This is a genomic window from Streptococcus suis (genome assembly GCF_002960445.1).
GTDB lineage: Bacteria > Bacillota > Bacilli > Lactobacillales > Streptococcaceae > Streptococcus > Streptococcus hyiners.
Genome location: NZ_POJD01000142.1, coordinates 466,360 through 482,056 on the forward strand (window position 1 = coordinate 466,360; position 15,697 = coordinate 482,056).

General features: G+C 42.3%; 21 protein-coding genes and 1 other annotated feature. Of the genes, 7 read left to right on the top strand and 14 right to left on the bottom strand.

Annotated features, from left to right (window positions below; all coding sequences use genetic code 11):
• Positions 1-106 precede the first annotated feature (106 nt).
• The 6 genes from C1G53_RS13160 to C1G53_RS06145 all read left to right on the top strand — a co-directional run bounded on the left by C1G53_RS13160 (position 107) and on the right by C1G53_RS06145 (position 4,801).
• The gene (locus C1G53_RS13160) at positions 107-244 is read left to right on the top strand and encodes an SPJ_0845 family protein (RefSeq protein WP_172028607.1); all 138 of its coding nucleotides are present in this window, start codon (positions 107-109) and stop codon (positions 242-244) included.
• Between the two features lie 2 nt (positions 245-246).
• Entirely contained in the window at positions 247-1,152 is a 906-nt protein-coding gene (locus C1G53_RS06125; protein WP_105118080.1) for a permease, read from the top strand.
• Entirely contained in the window at positions 1,149-1,964 is an 816-nt protein-coding gene (locus C1G53_RS06130) for a TIGR03943 family putative permease subunit (protein ID WP_105118081.1), read from the top strand. The genes C1G53_RS06125 and C1G53_RS06130 overlap by 4 nt, the downstream gene beginning before the upstream one ends.
• Before the next feature lie 79 nt (positions 1,965-2,043).
• Positions 2,044-3,531, top strand: coding sequence for a glucose-6-phosphate dehydrogenase (zwf, locus tag C1G53_RS06135; RefSeq protein ID WP_105118082.1), 1,488 nt, complete (start codon positions 2,044-2,046; stop codon positions 3,529-3,531).
• Between the two features lie 42 nt (positions 3,532-3,573).
• Positions 3,574-4,248 (top strand): DNA alkylation repair protein, encoded by a 675-nt coding sequence (locus C1G53_RS06140; protein ID WP_105118083.1) that lies wholly within the window; start codon positions 3,574-3,576, stop codon positions 4,246-4,248.
• 1 nt (position 4,249) lies between these two features.
• Complete coding sequence (locus C1G53_RS06145) at positions 4,250-4,801, top strand: GNAT family N-acetyltransferase (RefSeq protein ID WP_105118084.1); 552 nt, start codon at positions 4,250-4,252, stop codon at positions 4,799-4,801.
• A 187-nt stretch (positions 4,802-4,988) separates the two neighbouring features.
• On the opposite strand, the gene rplT is transcribed toward C1G53_RS06145, so the two are convergent.
• From rplT to C1G53_RS06170, 5 genes are all read right to left on the bottom strand, one after another.
• Positions 4,989-5,348, bottom strand: coding sequence for a 50S ribosomal protein L20 (gene rplT, locus C1G53_RS06150; RefSeq protein ID WP_012028296.1), 360 nt, complete (start codon positions 5,346-5,348; stop codon positions 4,989-4,991).
• Positions 5,349-5,401: 53 nt separating this feature from the next.
• Positions 5,402-5,602, bottom strand: coding sequence for a 50S ribosomal protein L35 (gene rpmI / locus C1G53_RS06155; RefSeq protein ID WP_024375714.1), 201 nt, complete (start codon positions 5,600-5,602; stop codon positions 5,402-5,404).
• 27 nt (positions 5,603-5,629) lie between these two features.
• A complete protein-coding gene (gene infC, locus C1G53_RS06160; protein WP_105118085.1) occupies positions 5,630-6,136 on the bottom strand; it encodes a translation initiation factor IF-3 in 507 nt (168 codons plus the stop codon).
• 40 nt (positions 6,137-6,176) lie between these two features.
• Positions 6,177-6,305, bottom strand: a sequence feature (ribosomal protein L20 leader region).
• 26 nt (positions 6,306-6,331) lie between these two features.
• The gene (cmk, locus tag C1G53_RS06165; protein ID WP_105118086.1) at positions 6,332-7,009 is read right to left on the bottom strand and encodes a (d)CMP kinase; all 678 of its coding nucleotides are present in this window, start codon (positions 7,007-7,009) and stop codon (positions 6,332-6,334) included.
• 8 nt (positions 7,010-7,017) lie between these two features.
• Positions 7,018-7,521, bottom strand: coding sequence for an SAG1386/EF1546 family surface-associated protein (locus tag C1G53_RS06170; protein ID WP_105118087.1), 504 nt, complete (start codon positions 7,519-7,521; stop codon positions 7,018-7,020).
• A gap of 50 nt (positions 7,522-7,571) precedes the next feature.
• Between C1G53_RS06170 and C1G53_RS06175 the strand changes: the two genes are divergently transcribed.
• Positions 7,572-7,766, top strand: coding sequence for a ferredoxin (locus C1G53_RS06175; protein ID WP_105118088.1), 195 nt, complete (start codon positions 7,572-7,574; stop codon positions 7,764-7,766).
• Here C1G53_RS06175 and C1G53_RS06180 read toward each other — a convergent pair.
• The 9 genes from C1G53_RS06180 to C1G53_RS06220 all read right to left on the bottom strand — a co-directional run bounded on the left by C1G53_RS06180 (position 7,755) and on the right by C1G53_RS06220 (position 15,621).
• Complete coding sequence (locus C1G53_RS06180; RefSeq protein WP_105118089.1) at positions 7,755-8,243, bottom strand: EbsA family protein; 489 nt, start codon at positions 8,241-8,243, stop codon at positions 7,755-7,757. The genes C1G53_RS06175 and C1G53_RS06180 overlap by 12 nt on opposite strands.
• Positions 8,244-8,442: 199 nt before the next feature.
• Positions 8,443-9,372 (bottom strand): glycosyltransferase family 2 protein, encoded by a 930-nt coding sequence (locus tag C1G53_RS06185; protein ID WP_105118090.1) that lies wholly within the window; start codon positions 9,370-9,372, stop codon positions 8,443-8,445.
• Complete coding sequence (cps2T, locus tag C1G53_RS06190) at positions 9,369-10,517, bottom strand: beta 1-4 rhamnosyltransferase Cps2T (RefSeq protein WP_105118091.1); 1,149 nt, start codon at positions 10,515-10,517, stop codon at positions 9,369-9,371. Before cps2T ends, C1G53_RS06185 begins: the two co-directional genes overlap by 4 nt.
• Before the next feature lie 87 nt (positions 10,518-10,604).
• Positions 10,605-11,456 (bottom strand): dTDP-4-dehydrorhamnose reductase, encoded by an 852-nt coding sequence (gene rfbD, locus C1G53_RS06195; RefSeq protein WP_105118092.1) that lies wholly within the window; start codon positions 11,454-11,456, stop codon positions 10,605-10,607.
• A 54-nt stretch (positions 11,457-11,510) separates the two neighbouring features.
• The gene (rfbB, locus tag C1G53_RS06200; protein ID WP_105118093.1) at positions 11,511-12,557 is read right to left on the bottom strand and encodes a dTDP-glucose 4,6-dehydratase; all 1,047 of its coding nucleotides are present in this window, start codon (positions 12,555-12,557) and stop codon (positions 11,511-11,513) included.
• A 188-nt stretch (positions 12,558-12,745) separates the two neighbouring features.
• Positions 12,746-13,231 carry a phosphoribosylanthranilate isomerase gene (locus C1G53_RS06205; RefSeq protein ID WP_105118094.1) on the bottom strand — a complete coding sequence of 162 codons (486 nt, stop codon included), beginning with the start codon at positions 13,229-13,231 and terminating at the stop codon, positions 12,746-12,748.
• Positions 13,231-13,824 (bottom strand): dTDP-4-dehydrorhamnose 3,5-epimerase family protein, encoded by a 594-nt coding sequence (locus C1G53_RS06210; RefSeq protein WP_105118095.1) that lies wholly within the window; start codon positions 13,822-13,824, stop codon positions 13,231-13,233. The genes C1G53_RS06205 and C1G53_RS06210 overlap by 1 nt, the downstream gene beginning before the upstream one ends.
• Positions 13,824-14,693 carry a glucose-1-phosphate thymidylyltransferase RfbA gene (rfbA, locus tag C1G53_RS06215; RefSeq protein ID WP_105118096.1) on the bottom strand — a complete coding sequence of 290 codons (870 nt, stop codon included), beginning with the start codon at positions 14,691-14,693 and terminating at the stop codon, positions 13,824-13,826. Before rfbA ends, C1G53_RS06210 begins: the two co-directional genes overlap by 1 nt.
• A 103-nt stretch (positions 14,694-14,796) precedes the next feature.
• On the bottom strand, positions 14,797-15,621 hold the full coding sequence (locus C1G53_RS06220) for a ZIP family metal transporter (protein ID WP_105118097.1): 825 nt from the start codon (positions 15,619-15,621) through the stop codon (positions 14,797-14,799).
• Positions 15,622-15,697: the final 76 nt, after the last annotated feature.

A 15,697-nucleotide genomic window follows, 5' to 3' on the forward strand; every position in this document is an offset into this window, starting at 1 on the left:
TAAGATGGCAACTGAAGATTTTAGTTTTGAATTAGGTTAGGAAATTTTAAATACATTTGAGCAAAAAAAGGGTATAATAGATATATAATATTTTCGGAGGTGCCCTATGGCTGTAACATTTAAAAGACAAGATGATTTGGAAAAAATGCTAGAAGAATTTGCATCCTTTGACAAACTCGAAGAAGTTGAGTTTCCAGACCCAACAAGCACTGAAAAAAACAAGCAGAAAGTTGACGATAAGTAAGGATGTTTGGATTTGAGCAACTGCCCTCTTCTGTTTTACAGGCGGGGGCTATTTTCCTGTCAATTATCATTGAAGCCCTGCCCTTTGTTCTGATAGGTGCAGTTATTTCTGGTTTCATTGAGGTCTTTATCACACCTGAAAAGGTGGTCAGATTTCTACCTAAGAATACCTTTCTAGCCATCCTCTTCGGAACCTTTTTAGGATTTATTTTTCCTTCCTGCGAATGTGGGATAGTCCCTATTGTGAATAGGCTCTTAGAAAAAAAGGTGCCTAGCTATACTGCTATTCCATTTCTAGTGACTGCTCCCCTTATCAATCCCATTGTCCTTTTTGCAACCTACACTGCATTTGGAAATTCTTGGCTCCTTGCCACCTATCGTGTTCTAGGATCTATCTTGGTCGCACTCGTCCTTGGTCTGTTCCTTGGCTTTTTGGACAAAGAACCGATTAAAAACCAACAGACTGCCTGCCAACCGACCCATGATTTTTCAGATAAAACCAACTGGCAAAAAGTCGTACTAGCTTTTATTCATGCCATTGATGAATTTTTCGATACAGGTCGATACTTGGTCTTTGGTTGCCTCTTTGCTAGTTTAGTACAGGTCTATGTTCCAACAGCTATCTTGACTTCGATTGCTCACAGCCCTCTATCAGCTATCTTGCTCATGATGGGACTTGCCTTCCTGCTCTCCCTTTGTTCTGAAGCAGATCCCTTCATCGGTGCATCCTTTCTATCCAGCTTTGGTCTAGCTCCCGTCATGGCCTTCCTTGTCATTGGACCAATGGTAGATGTCAAAAATCTACTCATGATGAAGCGTTACTTCACAGGTAAATTTATTCTGAGCTTCGTTACTATTACTTTCCTGGTTATCCTTGGCTACTGCATCATTCTAGGAGGGCTTGTATGATTCGATTTTTAATTCTCGCAGCTTATTTTGAAATGACCATGTACCTCTATGTATCAGGCAAACTAGACCAGTATATCAATCTGCACTACACCTATCTAGCCTATCTGTCTATGATACTTTCCTTTATCCTAGCCATGGTTCAACTCTATGTCTGGGTAAAAAACATTGAAACACATAGTCATTTGACAAAAAAATCAGCCAAATTTGCTAGTATATTTCTCCTAATCCTCCCACTTACAGTTGCCTGGCTCTTTCCAACAGTTAGTTTAGATGCTACTTCTGTGGCGGCTAAAGGCTATCATTTCCCCCTAGCTGCTGAAAATGACACAGCTACTCAGGCTCAGGAGGGGACCAGCGTCCAATACCTCAAGCCTGATACATCCATCTATTTTACAAAGTCAATTTACCAATCTGAGATGCGCGCAATAGCAGACCACTATTTAGCTCAAGATGAAATAGAGGTGACAAGTGATAATTACATGGAGGTCATGGAGTCCATCTATGACTATCCAAATGAATTTGCCGGTAAAACAATTGAAATGGTCGGATTCGTTTATAATGATCCAGACAAGACTGACCAACAATTTCTCTTCCGTTTTGGTATTATTCATTGTATCGCCGATTCTGGTGTCTATGGCCTACTCTCTACAGGAGCTTCACAGACTTTTCCTAACAACAGCTGGGTCAAGGCCAGCGGAAAAATTAAGATTGCTTACCATCATTCCTTAAAACAAAGCCTGCCAACACTGGAATTAGAGCAAATAGAAGAAATCCAGCAACCTGAAAATCCCTACGTTTATAGAGTATTTTAGAAAAATGAAGTCATAAAGTGAATTTTCTGACAATTTATGCTATAATGAGATTTATACTCAATAGAATAGGAAAGAATTTATGTCATCACATGTATTGTTTACCATTTTTGGTGCTAGTGGCGACTTAGCCAAACGCAAGCTATATCCATCACTTTTCCGTCTGTACAAGGCGGGACATATCAAAGAAAACTTTGCTGTTATTGGAACAGCTCGCAGACCCTGGACCAAGGAATTTTTTGAGCAAACTGTCATTGAATCACTAGGAGATTTGCCCGACACACCACGTCAGGCTCATGAATTTGCAAGTCATTTCTACTACCAAAGCCATGATGTCAACGATACGGAGCATTATGTAGCCCTTCGAAAATTACAAGATGACTTGTGTGAAAAGTACGATACTCAACACAACAAGGTCTTCTTCTTATCCATGGCACCTGAATTCTTCGGAACCATTGCCAAACACCTCAAATCTGAGAGCATCGTTGACGGACAAGGTTTTGAGCGTTTGATTATCGAAAAACCTTTCGGAACAAGCCTTGAAACTGCAAGCAAACTCAATGATGAATTAGCAGCTGCCTTCAATGAAGACCAAATCTACCGTATCGACCATTATCTTGGTAAGGAAATGGTTCAAAACATCTTCGCAGTCCGCTTTGCCAACATTATCTTTGAACATATCTGGAACCGCGATTACATTGACAATATCCAAATCACTTTCGCTGAGGCGATTGGTGTTGAGGATCGTGGAGGCTACTACGACCATTCTGGCGCCTTAAAAGACATGGTGCAAAACCATGCCCTCCAAGTTCTTTCCCTTCTAGCAATGGATAAGCCAGCCAGCTTCAAGGAGGAAGATGTCCGCGCTGAAAAGATTAAGGTCTTCCAACACCTTCGTCAGCCTTCTGATGAGGATCTCAAACGCAACTTCATCCGTGGCCAATACACAGCAGGTTCCATCGACGGAAAAGACTATGTTAGCTACTTGGATGAACCAAATATTGCCGAAGGTTCTCAGACGGAAACCTTTGCAGGAGGTGTCTTCTTCGTTGATACCGACCGCTTCCGCGATGTTCCCTTCTTCTTCCGTACAGGTAAACGTCTGACAGAAAAAGGCACGCGCGTGACCATCACCTTCAAGCATGCGGAAGATATTTTTGGTCAGCCGTCCGAAGCCAATGTTTTGACCATCTTCATCCAACCAACTGAAGGCTTTATGTTGTCCATAAATGGAAAAGAAGTTGGTTCCCACTTCGCTCTTACTCCTGCCAAACTCAACTTCCGCCACAATGCAACTGCACTTGGTAACTCACCAGAAGCCTACGAAAAACTCTTTTTCGATGTGCTAAATGGCGACTCTACCAACTTTAGCCATTGGGAAGAAGTTAAGGCAAGCTGGAGCTTGATTGACCGCATCGTTGATTTGTGGGCAAGCAACCAAGTCCCACTCCAGACCTATCCAGCTGGAACCATGGGACCACAAGCAGCCTTTGATTTGCTAGAAAGCTACGGTTGCAAGTGGGTATGGACTCCGGATGTCTGGTACCGTGAACGTGGCTTATTGAAATAAAATATAAAAACTGGAGCAATCCAGTTTTTTTCGGAGATAATTATGACTGAATTAAACACCATTCTCGCCCAACTTCAAGCAGCCAGCCATGCTGGTACCCTCAAGCGATATGAAAAAATTGGCGAAACCAAGCCCTACTACGGCGTTCCTATGGGAGCAATTTCAGGTATTGCCAAGTCCTATAAAAATCGACTGGACTTGTTTGTTCCACTCTGGCAAATGGGGGTCCTAGAGGCACAATATTTAGCCATTCAAATTGCCAAAAACAAGCCTGACCAGCTTCCCCAAGCTGACCTAGAAAACTGCCTCAATGAACAAATTTCGGTCAATGTGCTTGATAAGCTGGCTTCTATCATTCTCAGCAAACGAAAAGACAGCAAGGATTGGGAAGAAGACTTGCTTGCCAAAGACGAGGCCATCTTTAACAGACTAGGCTGGTTTCTCCGCGCCAAATACTTTGCTGGCAAATCCGCTTCAAATCAAGAAATTGAAGAAACTCTAGACCAAATTCGCCAGCATTTGCAAACCGCTGACCCGCTTATCCAATGGACCATGAACCAATGCCTGGTTGAGATTGCAGTTGCCTATCCTGACTACCTTGAACAAGGCCTTGCAATCGGTCAGGAATTGGCAGTCTTTGCGGATATGAAAGTGCCAAAAGGCTGTACTTCTGCCTACGCACCCGACTGGATTGAGACATTATTGAGGAGGAAATGAGATGCAACATAAAGGAACTCAGATTTTAGAAACAGAACGACTGATTTTACGCTCTTTTCAAGCAAGCGATGTTGAGCCCGTTTTCCAAAACTGGACTTCAGATGAAAAGGTTACTACCTATCTGACCTGGCCAACTCATCAGACACTCCAAGATACTGAAGACTATGTCCAGTTCTGTCTTCAATCCTATTCACAAGAAAAAGCGTACAGGTGGGCTATTGAACTCAAAGAAAGTCAGCAACCCATTGGAGATATTTCCGTCGTCAGTCTAGATGAACGGGTACAGGCTGCTGAATTGGGCTGGGTGTTAGGCAGTAAATGGTGGGGACAAAATTATATGCCAGAAGCCCTTGAAGCAGTCACTCACTTTCTGCTGGAAGAAGTTGGTTGTTTACGGATTACGGCTGTTCACGATAGTGAAAATCGTCCTTCTGGTCGTGTCATGGAAAAAGTCGGCATGACCTACGAAGGAACTCTCCGACAAGCCGCTCGAAACAATCGTGGCATTGTGGATATTGCAGTTTACTCCCTACTGCATACAGATAGCAAATAAGCTGAGCTCAAGTCCTTTGTTCCTTTTCAATATTCGTGTTACCATCTCAGGGCAATTGTTGAATTATTAATGGAATCTTTTTCCTTCCTATAAAGTTTTTCCAACTTTCCCATATCATTTTCCCTCTATAAAGCAAAAAAGAGAGAACCTATCGTTCTCTCTTTTTTTAAAGCAATCTATAGAAGACTTACTTAGCAAGTTTTGCTTTTGCTGCGTCAGCAAGAGCTGTGAATGCTGCTGCATCGTTCACTGCCAAGTCAGCAAGCATTTTACGGTTTACTTCGATTTCAGCCAATTTCAAACCGTGCATCAATTGTGAGTATGACAAACCGTTCATGCGAGCAGCCGCGTTGATACGAGTGATCCACAATTTACGGAAATCACGTTTTTTCTGACGGCGATCACGGTATGCATAGTAGTAAGAGTTCATTACTTGTTCTTTCGCTGTGCGGAACAAGAGATGTTTAGCTCCGTAGTAACCTTTAGCTAATTTTAAAATACGTTTACGGCGTTTACGAGAAACAACGCCACCTTTAACACGTGCCATTTAATTTTCCTCCAAATAATTCAAAAAAGTAATTGTGCAATACTGATGCGAGATTAGCGCATTTGTGTAAGCATTGACTTGATACGCTTAAAGTCACCAGCATGTACCATACCTGCTTTACGAAGGTGACGACGTTGTTTTTTAGTTTTACCGTGGAAACGGTGTGAAGTATAAGCGCGGAAGCGTTTCAATCCACCAGAACCTGTACGTTTAAAACGTTTAGCTGATGCGCGGTGAGTTTTTTGTTTTGGCATTTTAATTCTCCTTTTAGCGTAAAAAGCTTATTTTTTATCTGAAGCTGGGGCCAATTGCATAAACATTTGACGTCCGTCCATCTTAGCACGTTGTTCGATAATAGCAATATCTTGGGTTGCTTCGGCGAACTCAGCTAATACTTTCGCTCCAACTTCTTTGTGGGTAATCATACGACCCTTGAAACGGATCGAAACCTTAACCTTATTTCCTTTTTCAAGGAATTTACGGGCATGACGAAGTTTTGTGTCAAAGTCCCCTTTATCAATAACTGGGCTTAGACGCACTTCTTTTACAGTGACAACACTTTGTTTCTTGCGTTGTTCTTTCTGCTTTTTCTGATATTCAAATTTGAACTTACCGTAGTCCATAATTTTAGCTACTGGTGGTTTAGCTTGCGGTTGAATCAAGACTAAATCCACGTTTGCGCTATCAGCAATGGCCTGAGCCTCATTGAGCGGTTTGATTCCCAACTGTTCACCCTCAAGACCGATAAGACGAACTTCACGCACTCGAATTTCATCATTGATGAACAAATCTTGCTTTGCTATGGCTTTTCACCTCATTTTATATTTTTCGAGAAAAACGAAACGGACTTGCTAAACAAGTCCGCACTACACCATTATTCTTTCCGAAGAAATCTTAATCCGTAGAGCCAGACAACGTTAGTCGCAAGGCGAGAAGCTCTCACTTCTGCTTTTCTCAATACGACTATTCTAACACGTCCAAAACTACTTGTCAAGAATTTCTTTCGCTTTTTCTGAAATAAATTTCACTACACCTTCGATGGATACACCTGTTGTATCAAATGTGATGGCATCGTCAGCAGCTTTCAAAGGTGAAACCTCCCGAGTACTGTCTTTCAGGTCACGAGCTGCAATCTCCTCTTTCAAGATTTCCAAGTCTGTTTCGATGCCACGTTCCGTATTTTCCTTAAAACGACGAAGGGCACGCTCCTCTACTGAGGCAATCAGGAAAATCTTAAGTTCAGCTTGAGGCAAGACGACTGTACCAATGTCACGGCCGTCCATAACTATGCCGCCCGCTTGGGCAATCTCCTGTTGCAAGCGAACCAACTCTTCTCGTACCAAGGGAAGTGCCGCCACTGCCGACACATTATTGGTGACTTGATTATCCCGAATGGGTAAGGTAACATCTTGCTCACCAACAAATACCTGTTGTTGCCCTTGCGCATCCCTACCAAAACAAATAGGATGTTGAGCAAGTAAAGTCACAATACCATCTTGGTCAGTGACATCAATACCATTTTGCAAGGCTAAATAGGTCGCAGAACGGTACATGGCCCCTGTGTCTAAGTAAGTATAGCCAAAATCTTTAGCGATAATCTTGGCAACGGTTGACTTGCCACTCGATGCAGGACCGTCAATAGCAATTTGAATGGATTTCATAATACCTCTTATCTAATGCGGACAATATCACCTGGGTGAGCCAACCAAGAACCTGTCGCCATTTTTTCAGGATTTAAACGCTCTAACTCAGCAATGGAAATACCACCACGTGCCGCCAATGCTCCAACTCCCTCCCCAGCTTGAACTGTTAGGGTAGAACCATCTGCAGCTTCTGTCAAGCTTGAGCTAGTTTCCGTAGTTTCAGCTGTATCTATAACTTCCGTTTCCTCTGTTTCTGTGACTTCTGTTTCAGTCGTCGTTTCCGTAGGGACAGTTGAACTTTCTGCTACAACAGCAGCATTGCTTGGATTGTAAAACTCTTTCGTCGAATCCGTCTTACTGCCACCAACAGATAGATAGAAGGCAATTGCCCCTATAATGATGACAATGATAAAGAAAATAATAGCCAGTACGGTAAATACTTTCGTACTTGCCAATCCTTTACTCAAGCGGTCTTTACGACTTGCTGTAGCTGTTTGATACACTTCTTCATTCCATGGCTCTTGTGACATTCTCGGGACAACTCCTTGTTTTTTTCTAAAAATATGATTAAAATAATAGTATGAAAATAAAACTTATTCCTGAACGGTGCATTGCCTGTGGGCTATGCCAAACCTATTCACCTGTGTTTGATTATGATGACGACGGTATTGTGATTTTTTCAGATAGAAAGAACCTAGAAAGAGATAGCGACCTAACTCCCGACATACTCGAAGCCATCAAATCCTGCCCTACCAAAGCCATTTCAATTGATTGATTTGGCTTTTTTGGCATAATAAATTTCAAAATAATCCTGCTTAATCAAGTGGTCAGATAAGATGACTTCTCCAGAAAATGCAGGGTGTAGAGCTAAGTGATTTACAAAAAATTTTTTAGGCCATTTTCGCATATAATATCTCTTACCATCAGGTAATTCGTTAGAATATATACGAATAGCAACATAAGAAACTTCCACTTTTTTTATATGAGCTATCTCAATATCCTGAATGGCAAATACATTAGCTGAAACAATTCGTAAATGATTCTCACGTAATTCAAAATATCTATGTAGTCCTAGTACTACTAACACTAAAAAGAGAACTACTAGTAAAAGAAACAAGCCCGATACACGCAGTTTTTCTAATAATAGCGTCATACTAACAAAGAGTGGGATGAAGGTAAGTGACCAATAAATAACGCCCCAGGATAGTTCTGGCTGCCAGTGGTAACGGATTTTACCAAAAATTTTGATCATATCGGACCTCCATCTATTATTCTAGCACAAAACAAGAGATTTTCCTATGAAAATCTCTTGTTTTTGAAATTTTTTATTACATTTACATGACAATATTTGCTTTGGCGTAAAAAAATGTAATCTGTTTGAAATATTTTGATATTACTACTTCAACCATTACGATAAACAAAAAATAAGTTTTTTATAAATATTTTGTATATCATTCCTTATAAGCAAATTTTGTCACAATTAGTGTTGTAAACACGAAGGTGTGAAAAGCCTTGTTTTTTCGCAAGCCATATTTCTTCAAAGTCTGATACCGTTCCAACATTGGTTTATCCATGATGGCCACAAAGGCTTGGACTAACTCTCTATCAGACGGTGATAAGGGTTTATCAAGCAAAAAGCTGGCTTGTTTTTGACTATTTTTTATCAAATCCCAATAAACCTTGAATAAAATATGGGGACGAATCCATTTTTTAAAACGTTTTGAAAGTGTTCTAGCTCCCAAAACATTATCCGCATGCTGGCGATAGAGTTCTCCAGGCTTGTCAATAAAAACCAGTTTACCCAAAGCCGAGGCCAATAAGGCTAAGTACCAGTCATGCATCAAAATGTCTTCTGTTCCAGACCACAGTTCTGCTAGGGCATGGTTGATCATGGCAACACCACCAGTCACCGTATTCTCGGTCAATTCTTGCACCAACTCAGTATTAGCGTGGTGGGACTGGGAACGGATCATACTCTCGGTCATGACTTGCAAGTCTTGGTTAACGACGGTCAAATCCATATAGACCATGAGAGGCTGGTCAGTCGGATATAATCGGGCTTCCTGCAAACTGACTTCCAGCTTGTCAGGCAACCAGACATCATCTTGATCACTAAAAAAATAATAATCTGCCTTCTCATACTGAACTAGGCGATGAAAACTTTTTATTACTCCAAGATTTTTTTGTTCTTCAACATCTATCAAACGAATACGACTGTCCTGTCTTGCAAAATCTTGAAGTACAGCCCTGGTCTTGTCACTAGACCCGTCATCTCGGACCAACAATGTCCAATCTGTGTAGGTCTGGTCCTGGATAGAGCGAATTTGCTCAGCCAAGAACTGTTGACCATTGTAGGTTGACATCAGTATATTTACTTTCATTGTAAAAATAATTCCTCGTATTCTTGGACTATCTTTTCCCAAGTATAAGCAGTGCTCATGTGCTCTTTAGCAATCTGTCCAAGTTCTTCTGCTTCTACTTGTCTGTCAATCCTGTCAATCAGTTGAGATAGATTACCCTGCTCCTTAGACCAATAATGAGCGCCATTCAAGGCCACTTTTTGGTTAAAATCAACCCCTAAAACTAAATTCTCATTGGTTTGGGCAAGTGCTTCGAGTAGGCTGGGATTGGTTCCGCCCACTTCATGTCCATGAATATAGGCACGGCATTGGTTTCGCAAATACTTGAGTAAATTACTATCATAGACAGTTCCGACAAATTTAATCCGTTTATCCCGTGAAAATTCTGTTTCCTCTTCAAGCTTTTGGAAATAAGCAGAACCCTCATGATTGGCAACGATGACCAAATCACGCTCGGTCGAACTAGCCATGAATTCCTTGATAGCTGTCAGATAATTATTTTCAGGAACAAAACGACCGATAATCAAATAATAGCCCTTTTCAGTCAAGTTCCATTGTCCAAAAAAGTCAAGAACAGATTGGCTATCCGCTTGATAGTCTGTCGGACTTAAATCCGTTCCGTAAGCAATAAAACGTGTTTTTGTTCCTGGATAGGAAGTCTGAATGTAGTCTTCAATACCTTCATTATCGGCAATCAGCAAATCTGCATGTTTGGCCATGAGCTTTTCAGCATACTTGAGATAGGATTGGACTGGTTTGGACCACTTGCTACGTTTCCATTCTAGACCGTCAGGATTGACAAATAAAATTCCGCCAACAGAGTGAATCTTCTTAGCAAAGGGACCAATAAAGCCACCTATGGTATTTCCCAAAATATAGAAAATAGGAGCTTCCATATTTTGAGCTTTCACCAGTTCTAGTGCATAGGAAATGGCCATCATGTCATAGGCGATGACACGAGCAGGCCCTAGTTTGGGAGGATTGATCGTGAAGCAATCGGCTCCCTTATATTCTGAATGCTGATGGTGACTGCTGTCAGATAGACAGGCCACATGGTAGCGGATATTGGGGCTTACTTGGTTGGAAACCAGTTGCTCGACAAAGGTTTCAAAACCTCCGTACTGGGCAGGTAAACCACGACTACCGATGATAAAAATGTGTTTCATAAGACCTAACTCTAGAAAATGTAATCAGGCTATTATACCATAATTTGAGTTGGATTTCATGGAAAAAGCGAGTCGTGCTCGCTTCCCTTATTTCTTAGCTTGCTTATAAAATGCTTCCAAGGCTTCTTGCCAGGTTGGGATAACAAAGCCTGTCGCCTTTGCCTTGTCCAAGTTCATGGTTGAGTTGAATGGACGTTTTGCCTTGGCTGGGAATTGGCTAGAATCTACTGGCAATACCTTAGTGTTGGTATCCTTTAGGATTTCTGTCGCAAAGTCAAACCAAGTCGTATCCTCTGTCGCATCGTTTGACAAATGGTAGTAACCAAATGCTTGCTTGGTATCCACCAAGTGTACCATGAATTCCGCAAGGGTGCGTGTCCAGGTTGGACGACCGTGTTGGTCATTTACAACTGTCAAGGTATCGCGAGTTTGAGCAAGATTTTGCATGGTGAAAACAAAGTTTTTGCCGTAGTTACCAAAGACCCAAGCTGTACGAACAGTGTAGAACTTGTCTGCAAACTTCTCAACTGCTTCCTCACCCAAGCGCTTGGTACGACCGTATTCAGATTGCGGATCTGGTTGGTCATCTACTTGCCACTCTTGACCAACTGGCAACTCACCGTTGAAGACATAGTCTGTAGAGATATAAACAAGTGTTGCACCGTATTTAGCAGCTGCCTTGGCGACATTTTCAGAGCCTGTTACGTTAATCTTGTAGTTGAGTTCCTTGCCCTCGTCTTCTGCCATATCAACCGCTGTATAGGCTGCACAGTGGTAGACAACGCTTGGCTTGATTTCTGCAAAGAAGGCTTCTACTTTCTCTGCATCTGTGATGTCCATTTCTGCTACGTCAGCAGCAACATACTCGACACCACGTTCATCCAAGAGGTAACGCAACTCAGTTCCCAACTGACCATTTGCACCTGTAATTAAAATCATATTTACTCCTCGTTTCAAGAAAGGCTTGGGCCAAAGCCCCAGCCTTCAATTGTCTTATTTAATAACTTCTTGTGTTTTTGCGTAATTGGCTTCAACAGCTTCTTTTTCAGCCTTCCACCAGTCTTGGTTATCTGTATACCACTGGATAGTTTCTTCCAAACCTTGAGAGAAATCTGTAAATTGTGGTGTCCATCCAAGTTCATCACGAAGTTTGCTTGCGTCAATAGCATAGCGCAAATCGTGTCCTGCACGGTCAGTTACATGATCGTAAGCGTCTTTTGGTTGACCCATTTTTTCAAGAATCAATTCAAGCACTTCTTTGTTGTTCTTCTCTCCGTCAGCACCGATCAGGTAGGTTTCACCCATACGGCCTTTTGTCAAGATTGCCCAAACGCCAGTTGAGTGGTCGTTGGTATGGATCCAGTCACGAACATTCTTGCCTTCACCGTAAAGTTTTGGCTTAATACCTGCCAAGATATTGGTGATTTGGCGTGGGATAAATTTCTCGATGTGTTGGTAAGGACCGTAGTTGTTTGAACAGTTTGAAATCGTTGCTTTGACACCAAATGAACGTACCCATGCTTTGACAATCAAGTCGGATGCAGCCTTGGTTGATGAGTAAGGTGATGATGGGTTGTAGTTGGTTTCCGCAGTAAATTTCTCGCCTGGACCTTCGCCATGACCTGGCAAATCTTCACGCAAAGGAAGGTCACCGTACACTTCATCTGTTGATACATGGTGGAAACGGATGTCGTATTTACGAGCCGCTTCAAGAAGAGTATAAGTACCGATAAAGTTGGTATGGATAAATGGGCTTGGATCGTTGAGAGAGTTGTCGTTGTGGCTTTCTGCCGCATAGTGAACAATGGCATCTGCCTTAGCAGCCAATTTGTCAACCAATTCAGCATCTGCGATATCACCAACAACAAGCTCAACACGGTCACCAAGAATAGCTTCCAAGTTAGCCTTGTTTCCTGCATAAGTGAGTTTATCCAAAACAGTTACGTGAACGTCTGGATGATTGTTAAAAACATAGTGTACAAAGTTTGAACCGATGAAACCAGCTCCACCAGTTACGATAATATTTTTAAATTGAGACATTTTTTTCTCCGAAAAGTTTTTTCTTTTTTGTGTATCATCTTAGGTAGTGGGGTCGTAAGCAACCACCAAGGTATTTCATTACCAAACCATGAGCTTAAGGTCCCATGGTTTCCCCCGCTCCTTAGCAAAGCAAAGGGGCTTCTCACTACGGCGATGACATACAGAACTGCTCGCTTCGCTCGCTTTTTTTACCTCAAGATTTCCCTCAAGTAAGTAATCTTAGCAAAGTCTTTTTGATTATTGTTTTCTGCACGGTAGGAATCTTTAGAGGAGGCTTGGTAGATTTTCAGGTATTGTTCAAGTGTCGGTAGGTAGTAGCGAGCACCTGCTGTTTCTAGTTCTTCCAAATCTTCTAGCTCTACACCAGCAAATTCAGGCAGTGAATGTAGACCTCCGAATTCAACAGATAAGCCATCTTTATGAAATTCATGTTCATGACGGTCAACAAGGACATAACCTAGTTGGTTCATCATAGAAATCAAGGCGTCCGCCTGATAAATCCGTTGGTCGTCTGGGGCTTCCCAGCCACGTGGATCACTTGGAACATGAATATCTAAATCTCCTGCCTGCCAGTCCCTCCCTGTTCGCCTTTCCAAGCCAACTGAGCCCATTAACAAGGGAGTAATCCCTAACTTGTTTAACTGCTCTGCTATTTCCAAAAAGGCTTGAAACATTAGAGGTCCTCTTTTCTCAAAGGCTTGACGTCTTTGAGGAGTGGGTGATTTTTATCTGCTTCTGAAACTTCTGCTTCTTCTAGATTTTCCCACTGGATATCGAGGCTAGGGTCAGCGTAGTTGACGAAAGCATACTTAGGCTTGAGTTCCAAAGCCCAGTAGTCGTTGACCAAGTAACTGTAAGCCACGAAGTCTGACAAAACTTGAAAACCATTGGCTACGCCACGAGGAACGAAGATACCTTTTGAGGCATCGATAACAGTTTGGTAGGTATTACCGAAGGTCTCTCCTTCACGAAGATCGACCCAAGTTCCCAAAACCTTACCGCCGTCTGCTACTGAAATGTATTTATCCCAAGGCTCTGCGTGAAGACCACGGAGAACATTTTTGCGGGAGAAGGAAACATTATTTTGCAATTTTCCTTCTGCGAAGAAGCTTTCAGGGAAGCCGAGCGGCAACATTTTTTCCTTTTGGAAGTTCTCCTTAAACCAGCCACGGTTATCTCCGTGAACTGGAATGTCGAATTCTAACATTCCTGGAATAGCATCAACTGGTCGAGCGGCTAGTGTTTTACCGAAAAAATTTTCTGTCATTAGGCTTCTCCAATCAAACGGAGCAAGTATTGTCCGTATTCATTTTTCTTAAGTGGCTGCGCCAATTCATGCACTTGTTCTTTAGTGATATAGCCCATGCGGTAGGCAATTTCTTCCAAGTTCGCTACTTGAACATTCTGCAAGCGTTGAACTGTTTCGATGTACTGGGCCGCTTCTAGTAGGCTTTCATGCGTACCTGTATCCAACCAGGCAAAACCACGGCCCATGAGTTCCACAGACAAGTCACCACGATCTAGGTAGGCCTTGTTGACATCTGTAATTTCCAATTCACCACGAGGGGACGGTTTGATATTTTTAGCAATTTCTACTACATCATTGTCATAGAAGTAAAGGCCAGTAACCGCAAAGTTTGATTTTGGCACTTCTGGTTTTTCTTCGATAGAGATCGCATTCATGTCTGCATCAAACTCCACAACACCAAAGCGTTCTGGGTCTTTGACTTGATAACCAAATACTGTCGCACCTTTTTCTTTGCTTGCGGCACGTTGCAACATCTTGGTCAAACCATTTCCGTGGTAGATGTTGTCGCCCAAAATCAAGGCTACATTGTCATTACCGATAAAGTCTTCACCGATGATAAAGGCCTGTGCCAAGCCATCTGGACTTGGTTGTTCCGCGTAAGAAAGAGAGATCCCCAATTCCGAACCATCGCCCAACATATCCTTAAAACGAGGCAAATCTTGAGGTGTTGAAATAATCAAGATTTCTTTAATCCCCGCCAACATAAGTACAGATAAAGGATAATAAATCATTGGTTTATCGTAAATGGGCATCAACTGCTTGGAAGCTGCACGAGTTAGTGGATAAAGGCGAGTACCAGACCCACCTGCCAGAATAATACCTTTCATATAAGAGTACCTTCCCTCATTTAATATCAGTTCATTATACCATATTTTCAGAAATATTGTCATAAGAAAAAAGCCTGAACATCAGACCTCCCTCTCTTATTTATTAACCGAGTGCCACATCCAAGACCATCATAATGATAAAGCCTGCCATGAGCCCAAGTGTTGCAATATCTGTATTGCCGTTTGTTTGTGATTCAGGTATCAACTCTTCCACTACAACGAAAATCATAGCCCCCGCAGCAAATGAAAGGGCATAGGGCAAAATAGGTGTCATATAGGTCACGGCTACCGCACCAAGCAGAGCTGCAATCGGCTCAACAATGGCGGACATGGAGCCCCAATAAAAGGCTTTCCAACGTGAGGCACCATCCGTCCGAATAGGAATGGCCAAGGCTGCACCTTCTGGAATGTTTTGCAAACCAATACCGACAGCAAGTCCTAAAGCACCTACAAAGGCAGCTGGACTGTAATTAGAAGCCAAGGCGCCAAAGGTCACACCAACTGCCAAGCCTTCTGGAATATTATGGATGGTGATGGCTAAAAATAGCAAAGCTGTCTTAGACAGATTTTTTCTGTTCTTCTCATCTCCACCTTCTGCCTGCTCTTTGTCACGCCCCAAGTGCAAATGAGGAACCCAAGCATCGACCAAGCGCAAGAAAATACCGCCAACAGCAAAGCCAACTGCCGCAGGAATCCAGGCTAGACTGCCATAGGAGGCCTCCGCATATTCAATAGAGGGAGCCAGTAAGGACCAGAATGAAGCCGCGATCATGACACCTGCTGCAAAACCAAGCATGGTATCCAGCAAGCGCCGACTAACCGTCTTAAAGAAAAATACTATGGCTGAACCAAGAATGGTACAAAACCATGTAAATAAACCACCAAGCAAAGCCTGTAACACCACAGACTGTTCTGTAAACCAAGCCATTCAAAAACTCCTTCTCTTTACTCATGCATGTTATATGTATTAGGATACCTTAACTGGTCTATAAAATCAAGAAACG

What these genes read in the sequence shown, in the direction of transcription:
- C1G53_RS06140 (WP_105118083.1), top strand. Translation starts at nt 3,574, where the DNA reads ATGACTGAATTAAACACCATTCTCGCCCAACTTCAAGCAGCCAGCCAT.
- C1G53_RS06180 (WP_105118089.1), bottom strand. Translation starts at nt 8,243, where the DNA reads ATGATCAAAATTTTTGGTAAAATCCGTTACCACTGGCAGCCAGAACTA.
- rfbB (WP_105118093.1), bottom strand. Translation starts at nt 12,557, where the DNA reads ATGTCTCAATTTAAAAATATTATCGTAACTGGTGGAGCTGGTTTCATC.
- C1G53_RS06125 (WP_105118080.1), top strand. Translation starts at nt 247, where the DNA reads ATGTTTGGATTTGAGCAACTGCCCTCTTCTGTTTTACAGGCGGGGGCT.
- C1G53_RS06145 (WP_105118084.1), top strand. Translation starts at nt 4,250, where the DNA reads ATGCAACATAAAGGAACTCAGATTTTAGAAACAGAACGACTGATTTTA.
- C1G53_RS13160 (WP_172028607.1), top strand. Translation starts at nt 107, where the DNA reads ATGGCTGTAACATTTAAAAGACAAGATGATTTGGAAAAAATGCTAGAA.
- rfbA (WP_105118096.1), bottom strand. Translation starts at nt 14,693, where the DNA reads ATGAAAGGTATTATTCTGGCAGGTGGGTCTGGTACTCGCCTTTATCCA.
- C1G53_RS06170 (WP_105118087.1), bottom strand. Translation starts at nt 7,521, where the DNA reads ATGTCACAAGAGCCATGGAATGAAGAAGTGTATCAAACAGCTACAGCA.
- C1G53_RS06210 (WP_105118095.1), bottom strand. Translation starts at nt 13,824, where the DNA reads ATGACAGAAAATTTTTTCGGTAAAACACTAGCCGCTCGACCAGTTGAT.
- cps2T (WP_105118091.1), bottom strand. Translation starts at nt 10,517, where the DNA reads ATGAAACACATTTTTATCATCGGTAGTCGTGGTTTACCTGCCCAGTAC.
- C1G53_RS06205 (WP_105118094.1), bottom strand. Translation starts at nt 13,231, where the DNA reads ATGTTTCAAGCCTTTTTGGAAATAGCAGAGCAGTTAAACAAGTTAGGG.
- C1G53_RS06185 (WP_105118090.1), bottom strand. Translation starts at nt 9,372, where the DNA reads ATGAAAGTAAATATACTGATGTCAACCTACAATGGTCAACAGTTCTTG.
- C1G53_RS06130 (WP_105118081.1), top strand. Translation starts at nt 1,149, where the DNA reads ATGATTCGATTTTTAATTCTCGCAGCTTATTTTGAAATGACCATGTAC.
- C1G53_RS06175 (WP_105118088.1), top strand. Translation starts at nt 7,572, where the DNA reads ATGAAAATAAAACTTATTCCTGAACGGTGCATTGCCTGTGGGCTATGC.
- rfbD (WP_105118092.1), bottom strand. Translation starts at nt 11,456, where the DNA reads ATGATTTTAATTACAGGTGCAAATGGTCAGTTGGGAACTGAGTTGCGT.
- cmk (WP_105118086.1), bottom strand. Translation starts at nt 7,009, where the DNA reads ATGAAATCCATTCAAATTGCTATTGACGGTCCTGCATCGAGTGGCAAG.
- rplT (WP_012028296.1), bottom strand. Translation starts at nt 5,348, where the DNA reads ATGGCACGTGTTAAAGGTGGCGTTGTTTCTCGTAAACGCCGTAAACGT.
- C1G53_RS06220 (WP_105118097.1), bottom strand. Translation starts at nt 15,621, where the DNA reads ATGGCTTGGTTTACAGAACAGTCTGTGGTGTTACAGGCTTTGCTTGGT.
- zwf (WP_105118082.1), top strand. Translation starts at nt 2,044, where the DNA reads ATGTCATCACATGTATTGTTTACCATTTTTGGTGCTAGTGGCGACTTA.
- rpmI (WP_024375714.1), bottom strand. Translation starts at nt 5,602, where the DNA reads ATGCCAAAACAAAAAACTCACCGCGCATCAGCTAAACGTTTTAAACGT.